The following is a 25,674-nucleotide window of genomic DNA, read 5'->3' on the forward strand; positions in this document are numbered from 1 at the left end:
GTGCGCGCCGCCCTCACCCTTGGCACGCTTCCCCGGTGAACCGTGAACAGATGTCCCGGATCGCTCACGCCGGGCACCCGGTCAAGTCGCCGCTCGGCGACGACTCGGTGCGGCGGCTGCTGGCACGCGGGCTCCCCAGGGGCGACGAGCGGGTGCTGGACCTCGGGTGCGGTGGCGGGGAATGGCTGCTGCGCGCCCTGGCCATGGGGCCGCGGGTGCACGCCGAGGGCGTGGACATCGCCGAGGGCGACCTGTGCCGGGCCGCTGCCGCGGCGCGCGATCTCGGCGTCCGGGACCGGCTCGTCCTCCACCACCTGAGCGCCGAGGACTTCCAGTCCGCCGAGCCGTTCGACGTGGTCCTCAGCTTCGGGGCCGCGCATGTCTTCGGCGGGCTGCTGCCCACCCTCGCCGCGGCCCGCAGTCATCTGGCTCCCGGTGGCCGTGTCCTCGTCGGCGACGGGTTCTGGGAGCGGCCCCCGTCCCGGGAGGCCGTCGAGATGCTGGGGGACTTCACCGACCTGGCGACCACCGTGGACCGTGTCGTCGCCGACGGCTGGACTCCTGTCGACGGCCATGTCAGCACCCGTCAGGAACTGGACGATTACGAATGGGCCTGCTGGGGCTCGCTGGCCGCATGGGCTCTGGACCACCCCGGCGACCCGGACAGCTCGCACGCGCTCGCGACCGCCACCGCCCGGCGTACCGAATGGCTGCGCGTCTACCGGGACACCTTCGGCTTCGTCTCCCTGGTGCTGCGCCCGACGCCCGAGTAGGGCCCGCCGAAGCGGCCGTACAGCAGCAGCGCCCGGGTCAGGAGTCCCAGGGCCAGCGTCGAGCCCAGCGCCCGCACCACGTTCCACGCCACCCACGGTCCCTCGAAGTGATCGCGGAGGGCGTGCGGGTCGCCCTTGGCCGCCAGGGCGTTGTTCAGCGGGATGTTGAAGGCCGCCGTGACGAAGAAGACCAGGGCGTACGACAGCAGGGCCGCCCCGGCCCAGCGGGCGCAGGGTGTCCGGCGGAGCTGCCACGCCGAGACGCCCGTCAGCAACAGCGCGCCCATGAAGCCGAGGAAGAACACCGGGTTCTGGATCACGGTGTTGATGTCGCGCATGACCTCGACGTACGTCCGGTCGTCGCTGCGGGCCAGCGCCGGCATCACCGCGCAGGCGAAGATGTAGAAGACCCCGGCGATCAGGCCCATGGTGATCGTGGCCGCGATCAGGACGACGACCTCGGTGGCCCGGGATTCCCTCGTGGTGTGGCTTGTGTCCGTCATGCCTTCCAGCCAACCGGAGCGGCCCCGCCCCGGACATGGCTGAGGCGCGCACCCTCATACGCGTGCGTCCAGCTCGGCGGGGGCTCGGGAGGGCGCGGCCCGAGGGGCGTGCTTGAAGGCGGTACGAGGGGTTACGGAGACGTGGGCGGGCAGGCACTGTGAAGAGAAGCGCCCCAACGGTTCCCCCACGCTTCCTGCCTAGGCGGTGACAGGCACATGGCACTGGGTACGGCCACGTCGTCCTCGTACGAGCTGCGGTTCGATGCCGGACGGATCTGTCTGGATCTCCTCGCGACCAGCCACCCCGTCGAACGGCTGGACGGGGTGGTGTCGTTGCGCGCCTGGATCGGGGGCGCCGGGCTCGTCCCGGCCGGTACGCCGCTGGACCGTGCCGACGGTTCCTGGCTGGTGGGCTTCCGGGAACTGCGGGTGCACGTCGGGCAGTTGGTGCGGGCGCTGCACGCCGTGGCCGCACCGTCGTACGACCGCTCCCTCGCCCGGGTCAACGAGCTCGCCCGCGCCGCGACCCCGGCCCCGTGTGCCGTGCGCGGTGAAGACGGCGGTCTCGTCAGGGGGTTGGCCGAGCCGCCGGGTTGCGCGGGGCTGCTCGCGCTGGTCGCCCGGGACGCCGTGGAGCTGCTCACCGACCCCGTCGCGCGGGCGGCCGTACGGGAGTGCGAGGGGGACAACTGCCCGCTCGTGTACCTGGACACCTCCCGGGGGCGGCGCCGGCGGTGGTGCTCCAGCGAGGTCTGCGGGAACCGGGAGCGGGTGGCCCGGCACCGGCGGCGGGCAGCGCTCGCGCGGGCGTGATTTTCGTAACACCGGGTTTAGTTGCCCCGTACACGGTCATGACCGGGCCCGCGCGGCGGTGTGTCGGAAATGTAAAGATCATTGGGTGGGAATGTGCATCCATGTCCCGCTCGTCACATCGTCCCAAAGAAAACTGTGACCTCCGTTTGAACACCGCGCCGCTTGCTTCCGTACGGGTGGGCGAGCGACCGACTGGGGGAACCCCCGGACACCGGAGGTGGGCGTGCGCAAGGATGCGGCCGTGGCCAATGAACGTGGATCGAGGGCCCGACATCGCATGTCCTCACAGCCCTCGGAACCAGATGAGGAGCTGATGCGTGCGCTGTATCGCGAGCACGCCGGACCTCTGCTCGCGTATGTCCTGCGGCTGGTCGCCGGTGATCGGCAGCGCGCCGAGGACGTCGTACAGGAAACGCTCATCCGTGCCTGGAAGAACGCCGGTCAGCTCAATCGGGCGACCGGTTCGGTACGCCCCTGGCTGGTGACGGTCGCGCGCCGCATCGTCATCGACAACCACCGCAGCCGGCAGGCCCGGCCGCAGGAGGTCGATCCGTCGCCGCTGGAGGTCATCCCCGCGGAGGACGAGATCGACAAGGCGCTGTGGCTGATGACGCTGTCGGACGCGCTCGACGACCTGACCCCGGCCCACCGGGAGGTACTCGTCGAGACGTACTTCAAGGGGCGTACGGTCAATGAGGCGGCCGAGACGCTGGGTATACCCAGCGGCACGGTGCGTTCTCGGGTTTTCTACGCCCTGCGATCGATGAAGCTGGCACTGGAGGAGCGGGGGGTGACGGCGTGATGAGCAGTGGATACGGGGGAATTCAGGGATTCGGCACGGGTGGTCCGGGTATGTCTGGCCCCATGAGCCCCAATCAGGGATCTTCGGTGCCGAGTGAGCACGAGACCGTCGGCGCCTACGCCCTCGGGATTCTCGACGACGCCGAGGCAACCGCTTTCGAGGCGCATCTCGCCGGCTGCGAGTGGTGCGCCCAGCAGCTGGACGAGCTGGCCGGGATGGAGCCGATGCTGGCCGCGCTCGCGGACCTGCCGGGCGCCGGCAGCACCCCCGCGATCGGCGACTCGCTGTCCGCCAAGCCCAGCCCGCGGCTGGTGGAGAAGCTGGTCGACGAGGTCGCGGAGAAGCGCGCCCAGAAGCGCCGGCGCAGCTTCTACATGATCGCGGCGGCGGCCGCGCTGATCATCGCCGGGCCGCTGGCCGCGGTGGCGGTCAACGGCGGCTCGGACGGCGGCGGGGGGCAGGTCACCGCGTCGGCCGCGCAGACGACCTTCGATGCCATGCCCGACAAGAGGTCGGCCACGGACCCGTCGTCCCAGGTCAGCGCGACCGTGGGGATGGCCCAGAAGGACTGGGGCACCCAGGCGGTCCTGGAGCTGAAGAACGCCAAGGGCCCGCTGAAGTGCTCACTGGTACTCGTCGCGAAGAACGGGCAGCGCGTGACGATGTCCTCCTGGTCCGTGCCGGACTGGGGCTACGGCATCCCGAACGGCAAGACGCCGGAGTCCAGGAAACCGCTCTACATCGGCGGCGCCGCGGCCTTCAAGCCCAACGAGATCGACCACTTCGAGGTCGTGACCTTCCAGGGCAAGAAGCTGGTGCAGGTGCAGGCGTAGCGCCTTTCGGGGAGGTGCGTTCTGTCGAGCGGCGGCTGCAGGTGAGCAGTGGTTGGGCGCGCCTGCGACGAAACCGCCGCCCCGTAGCTTTCATGGGTCCCCTTCGCGTACGGTTGACGGCTGCCCAGCACGTCAGAAGGGGGCCCGGTGGCCGCTCAGGTTCAGCAGTCCGCGGTCGGCTCGGTACACGACGCACACGATTCCGTTCGTGACCGAGAGATCAGCGTCGAACAGGAACACCTGGACCGGGTGTACCGGCGGCTGGAGGAGAAGATCCACGAGGCCGAGTTCCTGATGCACGACGCGGCCAAGCGCGCCCAGGTCGGCACCCCGGGCGCGCTGGCCGAGCGGGACGCGCAGGTCTTCCGGGCCGGCATCCACCTGAACCGGCTCAACAACGAGTTCGAGGACTTCCTCTTCGGACGGATCGACCTGCTCCTCGGCAAGGACGGGAAGAAGGGACCCGACGGGGCCTACACCGCCGTGGAACCGGCGGAAGGCGCCGTGCGGGACGACAACACCGCCGACATCGCCGAGACCCTGCACATCGGGCGCATCGGCGTGCTCGACGAGGACTACGCGCCGCTGGTCATCGACTGGCGGGCGCCCGCCGCCGCCCCCTTCTACCGGGCCACTCCGGTGGAGCCCGGGCGGGTCGTACGGCGCCGGGTCATCCGGTCCAAGGGGCGCCGGGTGCTCGGCGTCGAGGACGACCTGATGCGCCCCGAGCTGACGGCCTGCCTCGACGGCCGTGAGCTGGCCGTCATCGGCGACGGTGCCCTCATGGCCGCTCTCGGCCAGGCCCGCAGCCACACCATGCGGGACATCGTCTCCTCCATCCAGGCCGAGCAGGACCTGGTCATCCGCGCCCCCGCCGCCTCGATCACGTATGTGGAGGGCGGCCCGGGGACCGGCAAGACCGCCGTCGCCCTGCACCGCGCCGCGTATCTGCTCTACCAGGACAGACGCAGATACGCGGGCGGCATCCTGATCGTCTCCCCGACCCCGCTGCTCGTGGCCTACACCGAGGGCGTGCTGCCCTCGCTCGGCGAGGAGGGCCAGGTCGCGATCCGCGCGATCGGCTCACTCGCCGTGGACGCCGTCGGCGCCGAGGCCACGCTGTACGACTCCCCGTCCGTGGCCCGCGCCAAGGGCTCGTACCGGATGCTGAAGGTGCTGCGCAAGGCCGCCCGGGGCGCCCTGGAACTGGGACCGGCCGGCACCGGCACGGCGGGGCAGCTCGCCCTGGACGACGACACCGACGACCACGCGCCGCAGGCCCTCGCCGGACCGGCCGCCCGCCTGCGCGTCGTCGCCTTCGGGCGCCGGCTGGAACTGCAGACGGAGGAACTGGACCGCATCCGCCGCAGCGCCCTCGGCGGCACCGCGCCCGTCAACCTGCTCCGCCCGCGCGCCCGCAAGCTGCTGCTGGACGCCCTGTGGGCCAGGTCGGGAGCGGCCACCCGGCACACCGACCCCGAGCTGGCCGCCGAGCTGCGCTCCTCCTTCGACGAGGACGTCACCGGCGAGGACTCCTTCATCGCGTTCCTCGACGCCTGGTGGCCCGAGCTGACCCCGAAGGCCGTCCTGTCCGCCATGGCCGACGAGAGGCGGCTCGGCCGCTGGGCCCGCCGGATCCTCAACCCGGGCGAGGTCCGCAAGGTCGCCCGCTCGCTCCAGCGTGACGGGTACTCCGTCCACGACATCGCCATGCTCGACGAACTCCAGGCGATCCTCGGCGCCCCGGCCCGGCCGAAGAAGAAGCGGGAGCTCGACCCGCTGGACCAGCTCACCGGCCTGGAGGAGCTGATGCCGGTGCGTGAGGAATCGCAGCGGGAGCGGGCCGAGCGGCTCGCACAGGAGCGCACCGAGTACGCGCACGTCATCGTGGACGAGGCCCAGGACCTCACACCGATGCAGTGGCGCATGGTCGGCCGCCGCGGCCGGCACGCCACCTGGACGGTCGTGGGCGACCCGGCCCAGTCCTCCTGGTCCGACCCGGACGAGGCGGCCGAGGCCCGCGACGAGGCGCTCGGCACCCGGCCCCGGCGCCGCTTCCAGCTCACCGTGAACTACCGCAACCCGGCGGAGATCGCCGAGCTGGCCGCCAAGGTGCTCGCGCTCGCCATGCCCGGCTCCGAGGCGCCCAGCGCCGTGCGGTCCACCGGCGTCCAGCCGCGCTTCACCGTCGTACGGGAATCGCTGCAGCGGACCGTGCGGGCCGAGGCCGAGCGGCTGCTGGACCTGGTGGACGGCACGGTCGGCGTGATCGTCGCCATGAACCGGCGCGAGGAGGCCCGGCGCTGGCTGGCCGGGCTCGGCGACCGGGTGGTGGCGCTCGGCAGCCTGGAGGCCAAGGGCCTGGAGTACGACGCGACGGTCCTCGTGTCGCCCGCGGAGATCGCCGACGAGTCCCCGGCCGGCCTGCGCGTGCTGTACGTGGGGCTGACCCGGGCCACCCAGCAGCTGACGGTGGTCTCGGGGGAGCGGGACGAGCCGGACGCGGCCGGGGTGCCGGACCTGCTGCGGGACTGAGATTCCTGTGAACATCCCGTAGGGGAATGGCCGTACCGCGTCGGTTTGTTAGCCTTGGTGTGGCACCGGCCCGATCCAAGCCCCCGGGCCCAACCTTTGTCCCTGCGAGGGACCACTTGCCGCGAGGCGAGCATGGCGGGTCGGTGTCATGAACGTGTGGGAGGCCCACGTCACCTTGTGACGTGGGCCTCTTTCTTTGCCTGATTGTTTCTCGTATGGTGGAAGTGGTTTTCCGAAACCGCGCACCGCTCATGAACAAAACGTCCGCAATCCAGGTCGACTACCGCGTACTCCGCGGTAGGTGCGACGATCGGACGGCACAACTCGCGACACGGTGAAAGCAGAGGAAGTCGGCCATGGCAACGGCGCCCAGCGTCTCCTACTCGATGACCATCCGGCTGGAGGTGCCCGCGAGCGGAACCGCCGTCTCGCAGCTCACCACCGCGGTCGAGTCCTCCGGAGGCTCGGTGACCGGCCTCGACGTCACCGCGTCGGGCCACGAGAAGCTCCGTATCGACGTCACCATCGCGGCCACCTCCACGGCCCACGCCGAGGAGATCGTCGAGAAGCTCCGCGGCATCGAGGGCGTCACCCTCGGCAAGGTCTCCGACCGTACGTTCCTGATGCACCTCGGCGGCAAGATCGAGATGGCGTCGAAACACCCCATCCGCAACCGTGACGACCTCTCCATGGTCTACACGCCGGGTGTGGCCCGTGTCTGCATGGCGATCGCCGAGAACCCCGAGGACGCCCGCCGCCTGACCATCAAGCGCAACTCCGTTGCGGTCGTGACGGACGGCTCCGCCGTGCTCGGCCTCGGCAACATCGGCCCCAAGGCGGCCCTCCCCGTCATGGAGGGCAAGGCGGCCCTCTTCAAGCGCTTCGCCGGCATCGACGCCTGGCCGATCTGCCTGGACACCCAGGACAGCGACGCGATCGTGGAGATCGTCAAGGCGATCGCCCCCGGGTTCGCCGGCATCAACCTCGAGGACATCTCCGCCCCGCGCTGCTTCGAGATCGAGGCCCGCCTGCGCGAGGCCCTCGACATCCCCGTCTTCCACGACGACCAGCACGGCACCGCGATCGTCGTCCTCGCCGCCCTGACCAACGCCCTGCGCGTCACGGACAAGGCCATCGAGAACATCCGGGTCGTGATGTCCGGCGCCGGGGCGGCCGGTACGGCCATCCTCAAGCTGCTCATCGCGGCGGGCGTGAAGAACGCCGTCGTCGCCGACATCCACGGTGTCGTCCACGCCGGCCGCGAGGACCTGGTGAACGCCCCGGCCGACTCGCCGCTGCGCTGGATCGCCGACAACACCAACCCCGAGGGCCTCACCGGCACCCTCAAGGAGGCCGTGCGCGGCGCCGACGTCTTCATCGGCGTCTCCGCCCCCAACGTCCTCGACGGCGACGACGTGGCCGCCATGGCCGACGGCGCCATCGTGTTCGCGCTCGCGAACCCCGACCCCGAGGTGGACCCGGCAATCGCCCGTCAGACGGCCGCCGTTGTGGCCACGGGCCGCTCCGACTTCCCCAACCAGATCAACAACGTGCTGGTCTTCCCGGGCGTCTTCCGCGGCCTGCTGGACGCCCAGTCCCGCACGGTCAACACCGAGATGATGCTGGCCGCCGCGAAGGCCCTCGCCGACGTGGTCAGCCAGGACGAGCTGAACCCGAACTACATCATCCCGAGCGTCTTCAACGACAAGGTCGCGGGCGCCGTCGCCGGCGCGGTCCGCGAGGCCGCGAAGGCGGCCGGGGCGACGGCCTAGGACATCCGGACCGGCCGGGCGCCGCCTGCCCGGCCGGGTGAAGGAAAGGCGGCGGCCGGGCGTCGGCCCGGTGACGGCGTGTCGTACTGTGCAGGGGCTGTGAGGATCACCACGGCAGGCCCCCGCACCGGCGCGTCGTGGAACCAGCTGATGCCGGGCTCGCTCTAGGGTGACGCCGAGCAGGCGCTTTTCGTGTGACTCCCCAGGGTGTTCTCACGACTCCTACGGGTGCCGGATTGGCTTTACCGCCGCAGGTAGGGGCAGGATGCGTCCCTGGGCGCGAGCGCATCGGCATCGCAGTGCCTCGGGCGGATCCGCCGCGTGGCACACCCCAACGGCAAGAAAAACACGGGAGTAACAACATGAACCGCAGTGAGCTGGTGGCCGCGCTGGCCGACCGCGCCGAGGTGACCCGCAAGGACGCCGACGCCGTGCTGGCCGCGTTCGCCGAGACCGTCGGCGAGATCGTCGCCAAGGGCGACGAGAAGGTCACCATCCCCGGCTTCCTGACCTTCGAGCGCACCCACCGTGCCGCTCGCACCGCGCGCAACCCGCAGACCGGCGAGCCGATCAACATCCCCGCCGGGTACAGCGTGAAGGTCACCGCGGGCAGCAAGCTCAAGGAAGCGGCCAAGGGCAAGTGACCTTGCCGTCTCTGTGCCGACGGGACGGCGTAGGGGCGCTTTGAACAACGCCGATGGGGCGGCATCCGGGTTTCCCGGTGCCGCCCCATCGTGATTGCCGTCGAAAGCCGGCTTTGCCGGACCTAGCCCAGCGCTTTGCCCGGCAGCTCGACCTTGGCTCCCAGCTCGACCAGCTTCTCCATGAAGTTCTCGTAGCCGCGGTTGATCAGGTCGATGCCGTGGACGCGGGACGTGCCCTCGGCCGCCAGGGCCGCGATGAGGTACGAGAAACCGCCGCGCAGGTCGGGGATGACCAGATCGGCGCCCTGCAGCCGGGTGGGCCCGGAGACGACCGCGGAGTGCAGGAAGTTGCGCTGGCCGAAGCGGCAGTCGGAACCGCCCAGGCACTCGCGGTAGAGCTGGATGTGGGCGCCCATCTGGTTCAGGGCCGAGGTGAAGCCGAGCCGGGACTCGTACACCGTCTCGTGGATGATGGACAGGCCCGTGGCCTGCGTCAGGGCCACCACCAGCGGCTGCTGCCAGTCGGTCTGGAAACCGGGGTGTACGTCCGTCTCCAGCGCGATCGACTTCAACTGGCCGCCGGGGTGCCAGAAGCGGATGCCCTCGTCGTCGATCTCGAAGGCACCGCCCACCTTCCGGTAGGTGTTCAGGAACGTCATCATCGAGCGCTGCTGGGCGCCGCGGACGTAGATGTTGCCGTTGGTCGCGAGCGCCGCCGACGCCCAGGAAGCGGCCTCCAGGCGGTCCGGGAGGGCGCGGTGGGTGTAGCCGCCGAGCTTGTCCACACCGGTGATGCGGATCGTGCGGTCGGTGTCCATCGCGATGATCGCGCCCATCTTCTGCAGCACGCAGATGAGGTCCTCGATCTCCGGTTCGACGGCCGCGTTGGACAACTCGGTGACGCCCTCGGCGAGTACGGCCGTCAGCAGCACCTGCTCGGTCGCGCCGACGGACGGGTACGGCAGCCGGATCTTCGTACCGCGCAGGCCCTTCGGCGCCTCCAGGTACTGGCCGTCCGCGCGCTTCTCGATGCTCGCGCCGAACTGCCGCAGCACGTCGAAGTGGAAGTCGATGGGCCGGCCGCCGATGTCACAGCCGCCGAGGCCCGGGATGAACGCGTGGCCGAGACGGTGCAGGAGCGGACCGCAGAAGAGGATCGGGATACGGCTGGACCCGGCATGGGCGTCGATGTCCGCCACGTTGGCGCTCTCGACGTGCGTCGGGTCCATCACCAGCTCGCCGGGCTCCTCGCCCGGGCGGACCGTCACCCCGTGCAGCTGGAGCAGGCCGCGGACGACCCGCACGTCACGGATGTCGGGGACGTTGCGCAGTCGGCTCGGCGCGCTGCCCAGCAGGGCGGCGACCATGGCCTTCGGTACGAGGTTCTTCGCACCGCGGACACGGATCTCGCCCTCCAGCGGGGTTCCGCCGTGGACAAGCAGGACATCGTCGTTGACGGTCATGTATCTCGCGTTCCGATGAGTTGGGCAGGGGCCGGCCGATCGATCACTGTGCGCAGGGGCCGGGAAGACAGGGTAATCGCCGATTACCCCCCGTCCGTAAGCCCGAGTACCACCCAGCCGCGTCATAGCTGTGTCACAACACGAACCGTTCCCTTTCGGGCACATGGGGTCACCGGACGCGGATGTGCGCCCGGGGCGCTTCCGTGCTCCCTGAGCTGCGTTCACCACCGCCGTCCGATTGGCTCCCCACCGGAGGGGAAGATGCGGGATCATGTCTGGCATGACCGAGGTGTCCTCGCTCACAGGGCGGCTGCTCGTGGCCACGCCCGCCCTGGCGGACCCGAACTTCGACCGCGCGGTGGTGCTCCTTCTCGACCACGACGAGGAGGGTTCCCTCGGTGTCGTCCTCAACCGTCCCACCCCGGTGGACGTGGGCGACATCCTGGAAGGCTGGGCCGATCTCGCCGGCGAGCCCGGTGTGGTCTTCCAGGGCGGGCCCGTCTCGCTGGACTCGGCGCTCGGCGTCGCGGTCATCCCGGGCGGCGCGAACGGCGACCTCGCCCCGCTGGGCTGGCGCCGGGTGCACGGCGCGATCGGCCTGGTCGATCTGGAGGCCCCGCCGGAACTGCTCGCCGCGGCCCTCGGCTCCTTGAGGATCTTCGCCGGATACGCCGGCTGGGGCCCCGGCCAGCTGGAGGACGAGCTGGTCGAGGGCGCCTGGTACGTCGTCGAGTCCGAGCCCGGAGACGTCTCCTCCCCGGCGCCGGAAAGACTCTGGCGCGAGGTCCTGCGCCGCCAGCGCAACGAGCTGGCGATGGTGGCCACGTATCCGGACGACCCGTCGCTCAACTGATGCGTGTGTGCTTCAGTACCCTTGCTGATATGAGCACTCTTGAGCCCGAGCGCGGGACTGGTACGGGGACCCTCGTAGAGCCGACGCCGCAGGTGTCCCACGGTGACGGTGACCACGAGCGCTTCGCCCACTACGTCCAGAAGGACAAGATCATGGCGAGCGCCCTCGACGGCACCCCCGTCGTGGCGCTGTGCGGCAAGGTGTGGGTGCCGGGCCGCGACCCGAAGAAGTACCCCGTGTGTCCCATGTGCAAGGAGATCTACGAATCCATGGGCAGCGGTGGCGAGGACAAGGGCGGCGACAAGTAGGGGTCCGTCCGCGTGGGTGAGGCCCCCGGTGCAGGCGCGGTGCGCGTGTGCCGGGGGTTTTCGTGTCCTGTGGCCGTCGAGTGGTCGAGACCTGTAACCTCCTTCGGAGTTGTGCACAGCGTGGAACTGTCGTTGCACCCTGTGCAACGCGTGTGGCGGAGGTGCGACGGGCGACATGAGCGACACACCCCTCTTCCCGGATCCCGAGGTGGCGCTGATCCCCGCGCCGAGCCGTATCTCGGCCTCGCTGCCCGGCGGCGGCACCGGATTCGTCCTCGACGCGGACACCGAGATCGAGGCCACCGAGGGCACCGAGCGCGTCGCGCGCTGGCTGCGCACGACCGTCGGCGCGGCGACCGGGCTGCCGCTGGCCCCGCTCCGCGACAGCGGCATGCGTATCCTGCTGCGGATCGACCCCGCGCTCGGGGACGCGCTCGGCGGTCCCGAGGCTTACCAGCTGTGCGCCGACGGCTATCTCATCTGCATCGACGGCGCGAGCGAGGCCGGCCTGTTCTGGGGCGCCCAGACCTTCCGCCAACTGCTCGGCCCGGAGGCCTTCCGGCGCGCCCCGGTCAGCGGCCGGACCGAGTGGGAGTTCCCGGCCGTGACCGTCCGCGACGCCCCCCGGTTCCGCTGGCGCGGCCTTCTCCTCGACGTGGCCCGGCACTTCATGCCCAAGGAAGGCGTGCTGCGCTATCTCGACCTGATGGCCGCGCACAAACTCAATGTCTTCCACTTCCATCTGACCGACGACCAGGGCTGGCGGATCGAGATCAAGCGGTATCCGAAGCTGACCGAAACCGCCTCCTGGCGGGCACGGTCGAAATTCGGTCACCGGGCCTCCCCGCTGTGGGAGGAGAAACCGCACGGGGGTTACTACACCCAGGACGACATCCGGGAGATCGTCGCCTACGCCGCCGAGCGGCATATCACCGTCGTCCCGGAAATCGACGTACCCGGGCATTCGCAGGCCGCCATCGCCGCGTACCCGGAACTCGGCAACACCGATGTCATCGACACCACCGCCCTGCACGTCTGGGACAACTGGGGGATCTCCGCCAACGTACTCGCCCCCACTGACACCACCCTGCGTTTCTACGAGGGGGTGTTCGAGGAGGTCCTGGAGCTGTTCCCGTCCGAGTTCATCCATGTCGGCGGCGACGAATGCCGCAAGGAGCAGTGGACCGGGTCGGTGACCGCCAAGACCCGGATCGCCGATCTCGGACTCGCCGACGAGGACGAGCTCCAGTCATGGTTCATCGGCCACTTCGACGCCTGGCTCGCCGCGCGCGGGCGCCGCCTGATCGGCTGGGACGAGATCCTGGAGGGCGGGCTCGCCCAGGGGGCCGCGGTGTCGTCCTGGCGCGGATACGGCGGCGGGATCGCGGCCGCGCGGGCCGGCCATGACGTCGTCATGTGCCCGGAGCAGTACGTGTACCTGGACCACCGTCAGGCCCCGGGCGAGGACGAGCCGGTGCCGATCGGGTTCGTGCGCACCCTGGAGGACGTCTACCGGTTCGAGCCCGTCCCGGACGGCCTCACCGAGGAGGAGGCCCGGCATGTGCTGGGCACTCAGGCCAACGTCTGGACCGAGGTGATGGAGGACACCGCACGCGTGGACTACCAGACCTTCCCCCGGCTCGCGGCCTTCGCCGAGGTGGCCTGGAGCCGGCTGCCCGCCCCCGCGGAACGGGACTTCGCCGGCTTCGAACGCCGTATGGGCGCCCATTACGCGCGACTTGACGCCCTCGGCGTCGCCTACCGGCCACCCACCGGACCCCGGCCGTGGCAGAAGCGCCCCGGTGTCCTCGGCCGTCCGATCGAGGGACCGCCGCCGAACAAGTGACCGTCCCGTCCACGTCACCTTCCCGAACAAGTGCCGGAAAACAGCGCCAAGGGTCACCGAAGAGTGTCAATCGGCGTGCATCGGTGATGCCGTGCTAAACCGGACTATCTGTGCGATGAGGTGGGCGAATGCCTCCTAACGCCTCCTAGCGGACCCCCGCGTTCGGCCCTTGCGAAGATGTGCCAGAGTTGCCACGTCCGCCCTGTGAGCACGTACCGTACGGCCACACAGGTGGGACCAGTGGGGCAGCGGGAAGGGGCAGCCGGTTTGACCACGCACGCACCGCAGGCGGCGCAGGCCGTCACGCTGCCCACGACGCTGGACGAGGCGGTGGCGGCCCTCGCCGCGATGCCCACCGCCGTGCCCGTCGCGGGCGGCACCGACCTCATGGCCGCCGTCAACTCCGGCCAGCTCAGGCCCGCCGCCCTGGTGGGTCTCGGGCGGATCAGCGAGATCCGCGGCTGGCAGTACCAGGACGGCCACGCGCTGCTCGGCGCGGGCCTCACCCACGCGCGCATGGGCCGCCCCGACTTCGCGGCCCTGATCCCGGCGCTCGCCGCCGCCGCGCGCGCCGCGGGCCCGCCGCACATCCGCAACGCGGGCACCCTCGGCGGCAACATCGCCTCGGCCGCGCCCACCGGCGACGCGCTGCCGGTGCTGGCCGCCCTGGAGGCGACGCTGATCATCGCGGGCCCGGGCGGAGCCCGCCGGGAGATCCCGGTGTCGCACCTGCTGGCCGGCATGGAGATGCTGCGTGGCGGCGAACTCGTCGGGTACGTGCGCGTGCCGCTGCTGCACGCCCCGCAGGTCTTCCTGAAGGCGACCGGACGGACCGGGCCGGGCCGTGCGCTGGCCTCCGTGGCTCTGGTCCTCGACCCCGCCCGGCGCGGAGTGCGGTGCGCCGTCGGCGCCATAGCGCCGATGCCGCTGCGGCCCCTGGAGGCCGAGGAGTGGGTCGCCCGGCTGATCGACTGGGACAACGACCGCGCGCTCGTCCCGGAGGCCCTGGACGCCTTCGGCGAGTACGTCGCCGCGGCCTGCATCCCGGATCCGGCGCCGGAGCCCGACGGCTCGGTGCCCGCACTTCCGCCCGCCGTACTGCACCTGCGGCGCAGCGTCGCCGCACTGGCCCGACGAGCACTGGGGAGGGCGCTGTCGTGACCGACGACCAGCACGGAGAGGGCACGCCCCAGGGCGGCGGACGCTGGAACCCGCTGCCCCAGGGCGACTACGACGACGGCGCCACCGCCTTCGTCGAGCTCCCCGAGGGCGGCATCGACGCCCTGCTGTCCGGCGACAGCCCGCTGGCCGCGCCGGGTCACGGCTATGTGCCGCCGCGGATAACGGCAGCCCCCCGCGCCGGCGACCCCGCGGCGAGCGGCACCTGGACCGCGCCCGCGGGCGGCGCCGAGTGGCCCGACCCGAACGCCACGCCGCAGACGCAGGGCGCGGACGACCGGTTCACCTACCAGCCCGGCGCGACCCAGCAGTGGACCTTCGGCGACCCCGCCGCCCCGGCCGCGTCCGGACACGACGTCACCGGGCAGTGGTCCATCCCGGTCGCCGACGGCGACCTTCCGGACGAATCGGGCGAGTTCACCACGTCCTCCCTGGTCGAGCAGTGGGGCGGCACGCCGCCGGCCACCCTGCCCGGCGGCGCACCCGCGCCCTGGGCCACGGACGGCGCGGGCAACGCCTGGGGCCGGAGCCCCGCCGACGTGGACTCCGCCCCGCTGCCGGACCACACCGGCACCCACCCGGCGGGCGGCGCACCGGCACCGGACGCGTACGCACGCGAGGAGCAGTACGGGCACGGCCCGGCCGGATACGGCGAGCCGGGTCACGCGGCGGAGGCTCACGCCGGAACGGGACACGCGGGCGCGGCTCACGCGGAAACCGTCCCCGGGCCGGCGGGCCACGAAGACGCCCGTCACCCGGAGTTCGGTCATGACCGGGCCGGCCACGCGGCGGCCGGTCACCGGGACCCCGGCGGCGACGGGCCGGGCCGCGGGGATGCCGGCCGGGCCGAGTCCGGTCACGACGGGGCCCGTCAGGAGCGGGCCGGTCGCGGAGCAGCCGACCACCGGGGTGAACGTGCGGACGGACACGCCACCGTCGGCGTGCATGCCCCCGCGCAGGTCCCTCAGGGCCCCGCTGACGGCCCGGCGGGCCACGAGGGTCCCCGGCGTCACGCCACCGCCCGGCAGGCCGCCACAACGGCGGACACGGCCGGCGCAGTGGCCGCTGCCCACCCGGCGGCCCCATCGGCACACCCGGCCCCGGCGCACCCGGCCGAGGACGGCGCACCCGAGCAGGAGCCCGAGCGGGGCGCGCCGCGCGACACGCCCGAGCAGCCCACCGGGGAATCCGGCGAGATCCCCACCGCCGAAGCCACCGAGGCGTCCCCCGGCAGCGCCCCCGAGCGCCCCGGACACCACCCCGGACACCCCGAGGAGCCCCCGGCGCCCACGGCGGACCCGGCGCAGGACGCTGCCGCGCAGGCGGCCGAGGGCGAGACCGCCGAGGAACCCGCCGCCCCCCTCTCGCCCCACGACGATCACCCGCTCGCCTCCTACGTCCTGCGCGTCAACGGCGCCGACCGGCCCGTCACCGACGCCTGGATCGGCGAGTCACTGCTGTACGTCCTGCGGGAGCGGCTCGGTCTCGCGGGCGCCAAGGACGGCTGCTCGCAGGGCGAGTGCGGGGCCTGCAACGTCCAGGTCGACGGCCGTCTGGTGGCCTCCTGCCTGGTCCCGGCGGTCACCGCGGCCGGCAGCGAGGTGCGTACGGTCGAGGGCCTGGCCGCCGACGGCCAGCCCTCCGACGTGCAGCGCGCGCTCGCCCGGTGCGGGGCCGTGCAGTGCGGTTTCTGCGTGCCCGGCATGGCGATGACCGTGCACGACCTGCTGGAGGGCAACCCCGCTCCGACCGAGTTGGAGACCCGGCAGGCGCTGTGCGGCAACCTGTGCCGCTGCTCCGGCTACCGGGGCGTGCTCGAGGCCGTCAAGGAGGTCGTCGCCGAACGCGAGGCGTCGCACGCCACCGACGCCGAGACGGACGCGGACGAGGCCCGTATTCCCCACCAGGCGGGCCCCGGCTCCGGCCGGGTCAACCCGTCGGCGTTCGAGGCGCCGGGCGCGTTCGGCACACCGCAGGCCGCTCCCGGCGGCTACGGAGACACGCCGCCGTACGGCACGCCCGACCCGTACGGCACACCGCCGCACGGCACACCGGGACCGCACGACCCGCACTACGGCCAGGACGGAGGCCAGGCGTGAGCAACGAAGCCGCCACGGCGACCACCGCCGCGGAACCCGCCCCCGAGGCCGAGGCGTTGCCGCACGGCATCGGCATCGGCGCCTCCCTGCCGCACGCCGACGCCCGCGCCAAGACCGAGGGCACCTTCCCCTACGCGGCCGACCTGTGGGCCGAGGGCCTGCTGTGGGCGGCCGTACTGCGCTCGCCGCACGCGCACGCGCGCATTGTGTCCATCGACACCAGCCACGCGCGCGAGATGCCCGGCGTACGGGCCGTCGTCACGCACGAGGACGTGCCCGGCACCCCGCGCCACGGCCGGGGCACGCCCGACCGGCCGGTGTTCGCCGCCGAGGTCGTACGGCATCACGGCGAGCCCATCGCCGCCGTGGCCGCCGACCACCCGGACACCGCGCGGATGGCCGCGGCGGCCGTCATCGTCGAGTACGAAGTACTCGACCCGGTCACCGACCCCGAGCAGGCCTTCGAGGCCGAACCGCTGCACCCCGACGGCAACCTGATCCGGCACATCCCGCTGCGCCACGGCGACCCGGACGTGGTCGGCGAGGTCGTCGTCGAGGGCCTGTACCGCATCGGGCGCCAGGACCCGGCCCCCATCGGCGCCGAGGCCGGCCTCGCCGTGCCGCGCCCCGACGGCGGTGTGGAGCTGTACCTGGCCTCCACCGACCCGCACGCCGACCGCAACACCGCCGCGGCCTGCTACGGCCTGTCCCCTGATCGGGTGAAGATCGTCGTCACCGGGGTGCCCGGCGCCACCGCCGACCGCGAGGACCAGGGTTTCCAGCTCCCGCTCGGCCTGCTCGCCCTGAAGACCGGCTGCCCGGTCAAGCTCACGGCGACCCGCGAGGAGTCCTTCCTGGGCCACGCCCACCGTCATCCGACGCTTCTCAGGTACCGCCATCACGCGGACGCCGAGGGCAAGTTGGTGAAGGTGGAGGCACAGGTCCTGCTGGACGCGGGCGCGTACGCCGACACCTCCTCCGACGTGCTGGCCGCCGCGGTCTCCTTCGCGTGCGGGCCGTACGTCGTCCCGAACGCCTTCATCGAGGGCTGGGCCGTACGCACCAACAACCCGCCCTCCGGCCACGTCCGCGGCGAGGGCGCCATGCAGGTGTGCGCCGCCTACGAGGCGCAGATGGACAAACTGGCCAAGAAGCTCGCCCTGGACCCGGCCGAACTGCGCCTGCGCAACGTGCTCGCCACCGGCGACGTCCTCCCGATCGGCCAGACCGTGACATGCCCGGCCCCGGTGGCCGAACTCCTGCAGGCGGTACGGGACTTCCCGCTTCCGGCGCTGCCCAAGGACACGCCCGAGGAAGAGTGGCTGCTGCCCGGCGGCCCCGAGGGCGCGGGCGAACCGGGCGCGGTGCGCCGGGGCGTCGGCTACGGCCTGGGCATGGTGCACATGCTCGGTGCGGAGGGCGCCGACGAGGTGTCCACGGCGACGGTCAAGGTCCACGACGGCGTCGCGACCGTCCTCTGCGCGGCGGTGGAGACCGGCCAGGGCTTCACCACCCTCGCCCGGCAGATCGTCCAGGAGACCCTCGGCATCGAGGAAGTCCATGTCGCCCCGGTCGACACCGACCAGCCACCGGCCGGCGCGGGCTGCCGGGGCCGGCACACCTGGGTGTCCGGCGGCGCGGTGGAGCGCGCGGCGAAGATGGTCCGCACCCAACTGCTCCAGCCGCTGGCCCACAAGTTCGGCATGTCGACGGAGCTGCTGCAGATCACCGACGGCAAGATCACGTCGTACGACGGCGTGCTGTCGACCACCGTCACGGAGGCGATGGACGGCAAGGAACTGTGGGCCACCGCCCAGTGCCGCCCGCACCCCACCGAGCCGCTGAACGCCTCCGGCCAGGGCGACGCCTTCGTGGGCCTGGCCTTCTGCGCGATCCGCGCGGTGGTGGACGTCGACATCGAGCTCGGCTCGGTCCGGGTCGTGGAGCTGGCGGTCGCCCAGGACGTGGGCCGCATCCTCAACCCGACCCAGCTGGCCGCCCGGATCGAGGCGGGTGTGACCCAGGGCGTAGGCATCGCGCTCACCGAGAACCTGCGCACCCCGCGTGGCCTGATCCGCCACCCCGACCTGACCGGGTACGCGCTCCCCACCGCCCTGGACGCGCCGGACATCCACATCGTCAAACTGGTCGAGGAACGGGACGTGGTCGCCCCCTTCGGCGCCAAGTCCGTCAGCGCGGTCCCGGTCGTGACGGCACCGGCCGCGGTCGCCTCCGCCGTCCGCGCGGCCACCGGCCGCCCGGTCAACCGCCTCCCGATCCGTCCGCAGGCGGCGGTGGTGACCGGCCACTGACCCTCCCCGGACGACGGACAGCGGACGGCGTCGTCCCGGTCACCGGGGCGACGATCGCGATTCCCACGGACGTGCAACGGGCCCGGGTGGTCTGACGTCCTTCCTGGTGAGGGCCGTTGTCAGTGGGGCGGCGTAGCGTGCCGAGCAGTGGGGGCACTCCCACGCACGGACTCGCACACGGGCCGACGCACGTGTGCACCGACGGGGAAGATCGCGGGGGAGCGATGAGCACGACCGACGCCGGGGTTGCGGCGATCACGCTGACCGAGGCGGAGCTGGACCGCTACGTCACGCACGCGCCGACGCGCGGCCTGCTCAGCGGCACCGGACTGCCCGCGGACACCGACCTGCTGACCTTCTCCCCGCTGCGCACGCACGGCCTGCGCAGGCTCGCCGACGCCGCGGACGGCCCGTTCCGCGTGGCGGACGAGCTGCGCGACCGGCTGGTGATAGGCGAACTCCTCAACCCGCCGGGCATGCGCCGCGAGTCCATCCTGCTCGACGGCGGCACCGGCGAGCTGACGACGGCGTACCTCTACGACCCGACCCGCCCCCGCCCCTTCGCGCCGTCCCTGGACACGCTGCTGCGCTTCGCCGCGGTCACCGAGGAACTGGCAGGCCTGCGCGGCCGTTTCGCCTCGCTCGCCGGCCGGTACGGCCCCGAGACGGTGACCGAGGCGACCCGCCGGCTGCTCGCCCTCTTCGAGGAGGGCGCGGGCGGCAAGGTCCCGCCGTACTGGAAGGCGGCGGCCCTGATCCGCCCGCTCGCCCTCGCCGCGGGCCCCGGCGCGGCCTCCGGCCTCACCCTGGACGTCCCCGCGCGCCTGCTGGACCAGGAGTTCGGGCACGGCCGGGTGGCCCGCTTCGAGGAGGTCGACTTCCCTGCGACGCTCACGCACGAGCCGACCCGGCGCTTCCTGTGCGAGACCGGGCTGCCGGAGGAGGCGGTCCTCTTCCACGCCGACACGGACGTCCCGCTGCCGACGCTCCGGGAGTACGTCACCGAGGAGTGCGCGGACGACCACCGCCTGGACGAACTCCCGGCCCACGCCGACCACTTGATCCGCCTGGGCCATCTGATCGAGGACCACAGCCTGGTGCTCGACGGCAGAACGGGCGCGGTCCTGACCTTCAGCGAGCCGGAGGCGGCGCTCCACCCCCTCAACACCGATGTCTCCACCCTCGCCTTCACGCTCTGGCTGCTGCACCACGAGCGCACCATCGACGACCACCTCGGCCACGAACTGACGACAAGGGCCTACGACCACCTGGCCGCCGCCATGCTCCACACCCTGACCACCCTCGACCCCACGGCCACCCTCCCGACCACGGACTGGCACTACTGGACACAGCAGTTCCAGGACGAATCGGGTGGGGCACTGTGAGGGCGCGGTTCAGGACCCCGTCGGCGTGCCGTGCAGTCGGACCGTGCTGAGGATCTTCATGATGGTCGCTTGGGGAACCTCGTCGTGGACGCCCTTGGCGCCGTAGAAGTTCCACGACACGAAGTCACTGGCCGCGTTCTTGAAGCCGAACGAGAGCGCCTTGCCGTCGCTGGCGCACTTGCCCCGCCGGGGCGCGTTGGCCGACCGGGCCCAGGCGATGCTCCCCTTGACCCCCGCGGTGGTCGTGTAGGGCTGGGCCTTCTCATCGATGGTGAGGCTCTTCTTGTCCGGCTGTGTATAGGGGGCGTAGACCCACCAGCCCACCGTGTTCAACGCCACTTGGTCGGTGCTCTTGGCACCGCCCGCGCCCTTGGTGCCGGTCGCGGCCAGTTCCGTGTCCTCCGTCCGGCCGTCCTTGTCGTCGTCGGACGTGCACCACTTCGGCTTGTACGAGGCTATGCCTGACATGTAGGCGATCGGCTTGCCCGTCTTGTCGTCGGCGTAACCGATGGCGGCGGTCGGGGGCTTCACCTCCCAGTCCGCCGGCACGTCGAAGGCGACGCCCCACTTGGCGTTGACGACCGTCTTCCAGCCAGGGATGGTCGGCTTCTCCGCTCCGGTGCCGCGCGAGTCGTCGGCCGATCCGGATGCGGAGGCCGCCGGGCCCTGCGACGACGCACTGACCGGCGCCTTGGGCTTGCCGCCACCGGCGTTGTCGTCCTTGTTGCCGCCCAGGACCAGGAAACCGGTGACGCCGGCGGCCACCACCACGGCCGTGGCCGCCCCGATCGCGACGACCTTGGTCCGGTTCCCTCCGCCGCTCGGCGGCTGCGGCGCCCCCGCCGGCGGGGGCGCGCCCCACTGCGGCTGCGCCGGCTGCTGATAGGGGTTCGGCTGCTGATAACCCGTCTGCTGGTACGGATTCGGCTGCTGGTAGGGATTCTGGTGCTGCGGGTTCTGCTCGCCCCCGGGCGGCTGCTGTCCTGGCCACATGCGCGGCAACCCTAGCGCCACCGCCACCAGGTCGGTTCAGCCTGGTCAAGACATTGGAGGCCGTGGCGGGAATTGAACCCACGTAACTCGCTTTGCAGGCGAGCCCCTCAACCACTCGGGCACACGGCCGTGTTCGTGGAAACGAAGCTACGGCCCCGGTGCCGGGCGGCTCAAGGGAACCGGCGGGGCTGCAACGGGACTGCCATACGGCGTTCATGAAAGGGGGATGTACGACCAAGGTCGCAGAGTGGGCCGGACCTCGGACAGGGGTCAAAGCGGCTTGTGGACCTTACGCTGACGGACATGACCGCCGTGGAGCCCCCCGATGCCGCTGTCGTGAACCCCGTCGAGCAGGACGAGGGCGTGCTGAGCCGGTCCTACCGGGCGCTCAGCGTCGGGATCGTCTCCGTCGTGCTGCTGATCGCCTTCGAGGCGACCGCCGTCGGGACCGCCATGCCGGTCGCGGCGCGGGAGCTGGACGGCGTGGCCCTGTACGCGTTCGCCTTCTCCGGGTACTTCACGACCAGCCTGCTCGGCATGGTGCTGGCGGGTCAGTGGTCCGACCGGCGCGGCCCCCTGGGAGCGCTGACCGCCGGCATCGGTGCCTTCGCCGCGGGACTGGTCGTCGCCGGGACCGCGCAGGTCATGTGGGTGTTCGTCCTCGGGCGGGCGGTGCAGGGCTTCGGCGGCGGGCTGGTCATCGTCGCCCTGTACGTCGTCGTCAGCCGCGCCTACCCGGAGCGGCTGCGCCCCTCGATCATGGCGGCCTTCGCCGCGGGCTGGGTCGTCCCCACCATCGTCGGCCCGCTCGCCTCCGGCGCCGTCACCGAACACCTCGGCTGGCGCTGGGTGTTCCTCGGCATCCCCGTCCTCGTCGTCTTCCCGCTGGCCCTCGCCCTGCCGCAGATACGGCGCAGGGCCTCGGGCCCGGTGGACCAGGAGGCCGGCGCCCACTCCTTCGACCGGCGGCGGATCCGGCTCGCCCTCGCCGTCTCCCTCGGTGCCGGCCTCCTGCAGTACGCCGCCCAGGATCTGCGCCCGCTCTCCCTGCTCCCGGGGCTGGCCGGCGCCGCCCTGCTGGTGCCCGCCCTGCTCGGTCTCCTCCCGCGCGGCACCTACCGGGCCGCCCGCGGACTGCCCTCCGTCGTGCTGCTGCGCGGACTGTCCGCCGGCTCCTTCGTCGCCGCCGAGTCCTTCGTGCCGCTGATGCTGGTCACCCAGCGCGGGCTCACGCCGACGCTCGCCGGGTTCTCGCTGGCGGCGGGCGGCGGCTCCTGGGCGCTGGGATCCTGGGTGCAGTCCCGGCCGCGCGTGCAGCCGTACCGGGAGCGGCTGATGACCGCCGGGATGCTGCTGGTCGCCTGCGCGATCACCGCCGCGCCCAGTGTGCTGGTGCACTCCGTGCCCGTGTGGACCGTCGCCGTCGCCTGGGGCTTCGGCTGCTTCGGCATGGGCCTGGTGATCTCCTCCACCAGCGTGCTGCTGCTGAGGCTGTCCGCCCCGGAGGAGGCCGGCGCCAACTCCGCCGCGCTCCAGATCTCCGACGCCCTCTCCAACGTCGTCCTTCTCGCCGCGACCGGCGCCGCCTTCGCGGCCCTGGGCGGCGGCAGCACGGCGGCCACCACGCCCACGACCGCCGGCGGCGGCCATCCCGCCGCCTTCGCCGCCGTCTTCCTGCCGACGGCGGGGGTTGCGCTGGTAGGGGCATGGGTGACGAGGCGGCTGAGGGCGCGCTGACCTGGGTAATCCGGTCGCCGGGCGGCCTGTCGCGTTCTTGTTTTCCCTCATGCCCGAGCTGACCGGCCGCCGGGGCCGACGAGCGGGGCATGGGTGACGACGCGGCTGAGGGCGCGCTGACCAGGGAAAACCATCGCCGGGCGGCCTGTCGCGTCCTAGCCTTCCCTCATGCCCGAGCTGACCGGCCGCCGGGGCCGACGAGCGGGGGCATGGGTGACGAGGCGGCTGAGGGCGCGCTGACCTGGGTAATCCGGTCGCCGGGCGGCCTGTCGCGTCCTAGCCTTCCTCCATGCCCGAGCTGACCTTCCCCCTCGACGCTGCCACTCGGCAGGGGCTGGACGACCTCGCCGATGCCACCGGCCGCCGGGCCGACGAGGTGGTGCTGGAGACCGTACGCCGGTATCTGCGGGAAGAGGCGGCGGTGGTCCGTGCCCACGCCGAGCGCCTCGCGCGCAGCCACGCCGAGCTGTTGCGGAGGCTGGGCGAATGAGCCGCCACCTCACCGTCGCCGAGGTCACCGCCATCGCCGAGATCGCCTTCGGCGGCCGGGCGCCCGAGGCACGCGAGCCGGGACTGCTGGCCTCCGCCGTGCACCGGCCGCGGGCCCGGATGTTCGGTACGGCCGCCTACGAGGACCTGTACGAGCAGGCCGCCGCCCTGCTGCACGCCCTCGCCGCCAACCACCCCCTGGTCGACGGCAACAAGCGCACCGCGTGGCTCGCCACGGCCACCTTCCTCGCCGTCAACGGTGTGGATCTCGCCGACGCCGACCAGGACACCGCGTACGACCTGGTCATCGATGTGGCCTCCGGTGACCTCGGTGATGTCGGGGTGATCGCGGGGCGGCTGCGGCAGTTGTGACGTGGCTCCCACCCATGGGCGACCCGGCCTCGTTCGCGCGTTGCCACCGCCGGGGCGCCGGTAGGGTGGCCCGGTTGTCATACGTAGCCGAGACCCCCGAGCCCCCGAACAACCGAGCCGCCTGAGCCCCGACAAACGGAGACCGTGACTACCACCGCCGCTTCCTCCGCTCACTCCCACCACCTGTCGCCCGCCTTCCCGGGCCGCGCGCCCTGGGGTACCGCCAGCAAGCTGCGTGCCTGGCAGCAGGGGGCGATGGAGAGGTACATCCAGGAGCAGCCGCGTGACTTCCTCGCGGTCGCCACGCCCGGCGCCGGCAAGACGACCTTCGCGCTGACGCTCGCCTCCTGGCTGCTGCACCACCACGTCGTGCAGCAGGTGACCGTGGTCGCGCCGACCGAGCACCTGAAGAAGCAGTGGGCCGAGGCGGCCGGAAGGATAGGGATCAAGCTCGATCCCGAGTACAGCGCGGGGCCCCTCGGCCGGGAGTACGACGGCGTCGCCGTCACCTACGCCGGTGTCGGCGTACGCCCCATGCTGCACCGCAACCGGGTCGAGCAGCGCAAGACGCTCGTCATCCTCGACGAGATCCACCACGCCGGTGACTCCAAGTCCTGGGGCGAGGCCTGCCTTGAGGCGTTCGAGCCCGCCACCCGCCGGCTGGCGCTGACCGGCACGCCGTTCCGGTCCGACACCAACCCCATCCCCTTCGTGACGTACGAGGAGGACAACGCCGGCATCCGGCGGTCCGCCGCCGACTACACCTACGGGTACGGGTCCGCCCTGTCGGACGGGGTCGTCCGGCCGGTCATCTTCCTCTCCTACAGCGGCAACATGCGCTGGCGCACCAAGGCCGGTGACGAGATCGCCGCCCGGCTCGGCGAGCCGATGACCAAGGACGCGATCAGCCAGGCCTGGCGTACGGCGCTCGACCCGCGCGGCGACTGGATGCCCAGCGTGCTGCGCGCCGCCGACCAGCGGCTGACCGAGGTCCGCAAGGCCATCCCGGACGCCGGTGCCCTCGTCATCGCCTCCGACCAGGACTCCGCCCGCGCCTACGCCAAGCTCATCCGGGAGATCACGGGTACGAGGGCGACGCTCGTGCTGTCCGACGACGCCGGCGCCTCGAAGAGGATCGACGAGTTCAGCGCCGGCGACGACCGGTGGATGGTCGCCGTGCGGATGGTGTCCGAGGGCGTCGACGTACCCCGGCTCGCGGTCGGCGTGTACGCGACGACGATCTCGACCCCCCTCTTCTTCGCACAGGCCGTCGGGCGATTCGTACGGTCCCGGCGGCGCGGCGAGACCGCGTCCGTGTTCCTGCCGACCGTGCCCGACCTGCTCACCTTCGCCAACGAGATGGAGAAGGAACGGGACCACGCCCTCGACAAGCCGAAGAAGGAGGGCGAGGAGGACCCGTACGCCGAATCCGAGAAGGAGATGGAGGAGGCGAACAAGCAGCAGGACGAGGACACCGGCGAGCAGGACATGCTGCCCTTCGAGGCGCTGGAGTCCGACGCCGTCTTCGACCGGGTGCTCTACGACGGCGCCGAGTTCGGTATGCAGGCGCACCCGGGGAGCGAGGAGGAGCAGGACTACCTCGGCATTCCGGGGCTGCTGGAGCCCGAGCAGGTCCAGTTGCTGCTGCAGAAGCGGCAGGCCCGGCAGATCGCGCACAGCCGGAAGAAACCGGACAGCGAGGCCGACCTGCTGGAGATGCCGGCCGAGCGGCGGCCGGTGGTCACGCACAAGGAGATGATGGAGCTGCGCAAGCAGCTCAACACGATGGTCAGCGCGTACGTCCACCAGAGCGGCAAGCCGCACGGGGTCATCCACACCGAGCTGCGGCGGGTGTGCGGGGGGCCGCCGAGCGCGGAGGCCACGGCGGGGCAGCTGCGGCAGCGGATCGCCAAGGTGCAGGAGTGGGCGACCCGGATGCGGTGACCCCCCCAGGGCTTGGCGC

At 72.0% G+C, this 25,674-nt stretch carries 21 protein-coding genes and 1 tRNA gene; 18 read left to right on the top strand and 4 right to left on the bottom strand.

Annotated elements, in window-relative coordinates:
* Window positions 1-35: 35 nt before the first annotated feature.
* Window positions 36-773 carry an SAM-dependent methyltransferase gene (locus tag BFF78_RS25690; protein WP_069780547.1) on the top strand — a complete coding sequence of 246 codons (738 nt, stop codon included), beginning with the start codon at window positions 36-38 and terminating at the stop codon, window positions 771-773.
* Here the strand turns inward: BFF78_RS25690 and BFF78_RS25695 are convergent.
* Window positions 719-1,276 carry an anthrone oxygenase family protein gene (locus tag BFF78_RS25695; RefSeq protein WP_079161480.1) on the bottom strand — a complete coding sequence of 186 codons (558 nt, stop codon included), beginning with the start codon at window positions 1,274-1,276 and terminating at the stop codon, window positions 719-721. The genes BFF78_RS25690 and BFF78_RS25695 overlap by 55 nt on opposite strands.
* 216 nt (window positions 1,277-1,492) lie before the next feature.
* On the opposite strand from BFF78_RS25695, the gene BFF78_RS25700 reads away from it, so the two are divergent.
* From BFF78_RS25700 to BFF78_RS25725, 6 genes are all read left to right on the top strand, one after another.
* Window positions 1,493-2,089: a CGNR zinc finger domain-containing protein gene (locus BFF78_RS25700; protein WP_069780548.1), complete on the top strand. Its 597-nt coding sequence runs from the start codon at window positions 1,493-1,495 to the stop codon at window positions 2,087-2,089.
* Between the two features lie 217 nt (window positions 2,090-2,306).
* The gene (locus tag BFF78_RS25705; protein WP_079161481.1) at window positions 2,307-2,891 is read left to right on the top strand and encodes a sigma-70 family RNA polymerase sigma factor; all 585 of its coding nucleotides are present in this window, start codon (window positions 2,307-2,309) and stop codon (window positions 2,889-2,891) included.
* A gap of 86 nt (window positions 2,892-2,977) precedes the next feature.
* Window positions 2,978-3,724 carry an anti-sigma factor family protein gene (locus BFF78_RS25710; RefSeq protein WP_069780550.1) on the top strand — a complete coding sequence of 249 codons (747 nt, stop codon included), beginning with the start codon at window positions 2,978-2,980 and terminating at the stop codon, window positions 3,722-3,724.
* Window positions 3,725-3,871: 147 nt separating this feature from the next.
* The gene (locus tag BFF78_RS25715) at window positions 3,872-6,259 is read left to right on the top strand and encodes a HelD family protein (RefSeq protein ID WP_069780551.1); all 2,388 of its coding nucleotides are present in this window, start codon (window positions 3,872-3,874) and stop codon (window positions 6,257-6,259) included.
* 356 nt (window positions 6,260-6,615) lie between these two features.
* Complete coding sequence (locus BFF78_RS25720) at window positions 6,616-8,031, top strand: NAD-dependent malic enzyme (protein WP_069780552.1); 1,416 nt, start codon at window positions 6,616-6,618, stop codon at window positions 8,029-8,031.
* A gap of 362 nt (window positions 8,032-8,393) precedes the next feature.
* Window positions 8,394-8,675: an HU family DNA-binding protein gene (locus BFF78_RS25725; RefSeq protein WP_023550134.1), complete on the top strand. Its 282-nt coding sequence runs from the start codon at window positions 8,394-8,396 to the stop codon at window positions 8,673-8,675.
* Window positions 8,676-8,797: 122 nt separating this feature from the next.
* On the opposite strand, the gene murA is transcribed toward BFF78_RS25725, so the two are convergent.
* Window positions 8,798-10,138: a UDP-N-acetylglucosamine 1-carboxyvinyltransferase gene (gene murA / locus BFF78_RS25730; protein WP_069780553.1), complete on the bottom strand. Its 1,341-nt coding sequence runs from the start codon at window positions 10,136-10,138 to the stop codon at window positions 8,798-8,800.
* Between the two features lie 280 nt (window positions 10,139-10,418).
* On the opposite strand from murA, the gene BFF78_RS25735 reads away from it, so the two are divergent.
* The 7 genes from BFF78_RS25735 (at window position 10,419) to BFF78_RS25765 (ending at window position 20,120) form a co-directional block, all read left to right on the top strand.
* Window positions 10,419-10,991: a YqgE/AlgH family protein gene (locus BFF78_RS25735; RefSeq protein ID WP_069780554.1), complete on the top strand. Its 573-nt coding sequence runs from the start codon at window positions 10,419-10,421 to the stop codon at window positions 10,989-10,991.
* Between the two features lie 29 nt (window positions 10,992-11,020).
* Complete coding sequence (locus BFF78_RS25740) at window positions 11,021-11,299, top strand: DUF3039 domain-containing protein (RefSeq protein WP_069780555.1); 279 nt, start codon at window positions 11,021-11,023, stop codon at window positions 11,297-11,299.
* A 175-nt stretch (window positions 11,300-11,474) separates the two neighbouring features.
* Window positions 11,475-13,145, top strand: a complete 1,671-nt coding sequence (locus tag BFF78_RS25745; RefSeq protein WP_099054932.1) for a beta-N-acetylhexosaminidase — start codon at window positions 11,475-11,477, stop codon at window positions 13,143-13,145.
* A gap of 267 nt (window positions 13,146-13,412) precedes the next feature.
* Complete coding sequence (locus BFF78_RS25750; RefSeq protein WP_069780556.1) at window positions 13,413-14,306, top strand: FAD binding domain-containing protein; 894 nt, start codon at window positions 13,413-13,415, stop codon at window positions 14,304-14,306.
* Entirely contained in the window at window positions 14,303-16,423 is a 2,121-nt protein-coding gene (locus BFF78_RS25755) for a 2Fe-2S iron-sulfur cluster-binding protein (protein WP_069780557.1), read from the top strand. The genes BFF78_RS25750 and BFF78_RS25755 overlap by 4 nt, the downstream gene beginning before the upstream one ends.
* Window positions 16,420-18,735, top strand: coding sequence for a xanthine dehydrogenase family protein molybdopterin-binding subunit (locus BFF78_RS25760; protein WP_069780558.1), 2,316 nt, complete (start codon window positions 16,420-16,422; stop codon window positions 18,733-18,735). The genes BFF78_RS25755 and BFF78_RS25760 overlap by 4 nt, the downstream gene beginning before the upstream one ends.
* 224 nt (window positions 18,736-18,959) lie before the next feature.
* Window positions 18,960-20,120: an SUKH-4 family immunity protein gene (locus BFF78_RS25765; protein ID WP_069780559.1), complete on the top strand. Its 1,161-nt coding sequence runs from the start codon at window positions 18,960-18,962 to the stop codon at window positions 20,118-20,120.
* A 9-nt stretch (window positions 20,121-20,129) separates the two neighbouring features.
* On the opposite strand, the gene BFF78_RS25770 is transcribed toward BFF78_RS25765, so the two are convergent.
* Window positions 20,130-21,113: a DUF8017 domain-containing protein gene (locus BFF78_RS25770; RefSeq protein ID WP_069780560.1), complete on the bottom strand. Its 984-nt coding sequence runs from the start codon at window positions 21,111-21,113 to the stop codon at window positions 20,130-20,132.
* A gap of 54 nt (window positions 21,114-21,167) precedes the next feature.
* A tRNA-Cys gene (locus tag BFF78_RS25775) sits at window positions 21,168-21,242 on the bottom strand.
* Window positions 21,243-21,416: 174 nt separating this feature from the next.
* Here BFF78_RS25775 and BFF78_RS25780 point away from each other — a divergent pair.
* From BFF78_RS25780 to BFF78_RS25795, 4 genes are all read left to right on the top strand, one after another.
* A complete protein-coding gene (locus tag BFF78_RS25780; RefSeq protein WP_069780561.1) occupies window positions 21,417-22,850 on the top strand; it encodes an MFS transporter in 1,434 nt (477 codons plus the stop codon).
* A gap of 289 nt (window positions 22,851-23,139) precedes the next feature.
* Entirely contained in the window at window positions 23,140-23,340 is a 201-nt protein-coding gene (locus tag BFF78_RS25785) for a hypothetical protein (RefSeq protein WP_069780562.1), read from the top strand.
* Window positions 23,337-23,711 (top strand): type II toxin-antitoxin system death-on-curing family toxin, encoded by a 375-nt coding sequence (locus BFF78_RS25790; protein WP_069780563.1) that lies wholly within the window; start codon window positions 23,337-23,339, stop codon window positions 23,709-23,711. The genes BFF78_RS25785 and BFF78_RS25790 overlap by 4 nt, the downstream gene beginning before the upstream one ends.
* A gap of 144 nt (window positions 23,712-23,855) precedes the next feature.
* Window positions 23,856-25,655, top strand: a complete 1,800-nt coding sequence (locus BFF78_RS25795; RefSeq protein ID WP_069780564.1) for a DEAD/DEAH box helicase — start codon at window positions 23,856-23,858, stop codon at window positions 25,653-25,655.
* The last annotated feature ends 19 nt before the right edge of the window (window positions 25,656-25,674 follow it).

Origin of the sequence: Streptomyces fodineus (genome assembly GCF_001735805.1) — a bacterium.
Taxonomy (GTDB): Bacteria; Actinomycetota; Actinomycetes; order Streptomycetales; family Streptomycetaceae; genus Streptomyces; species Streptomyces fodineus.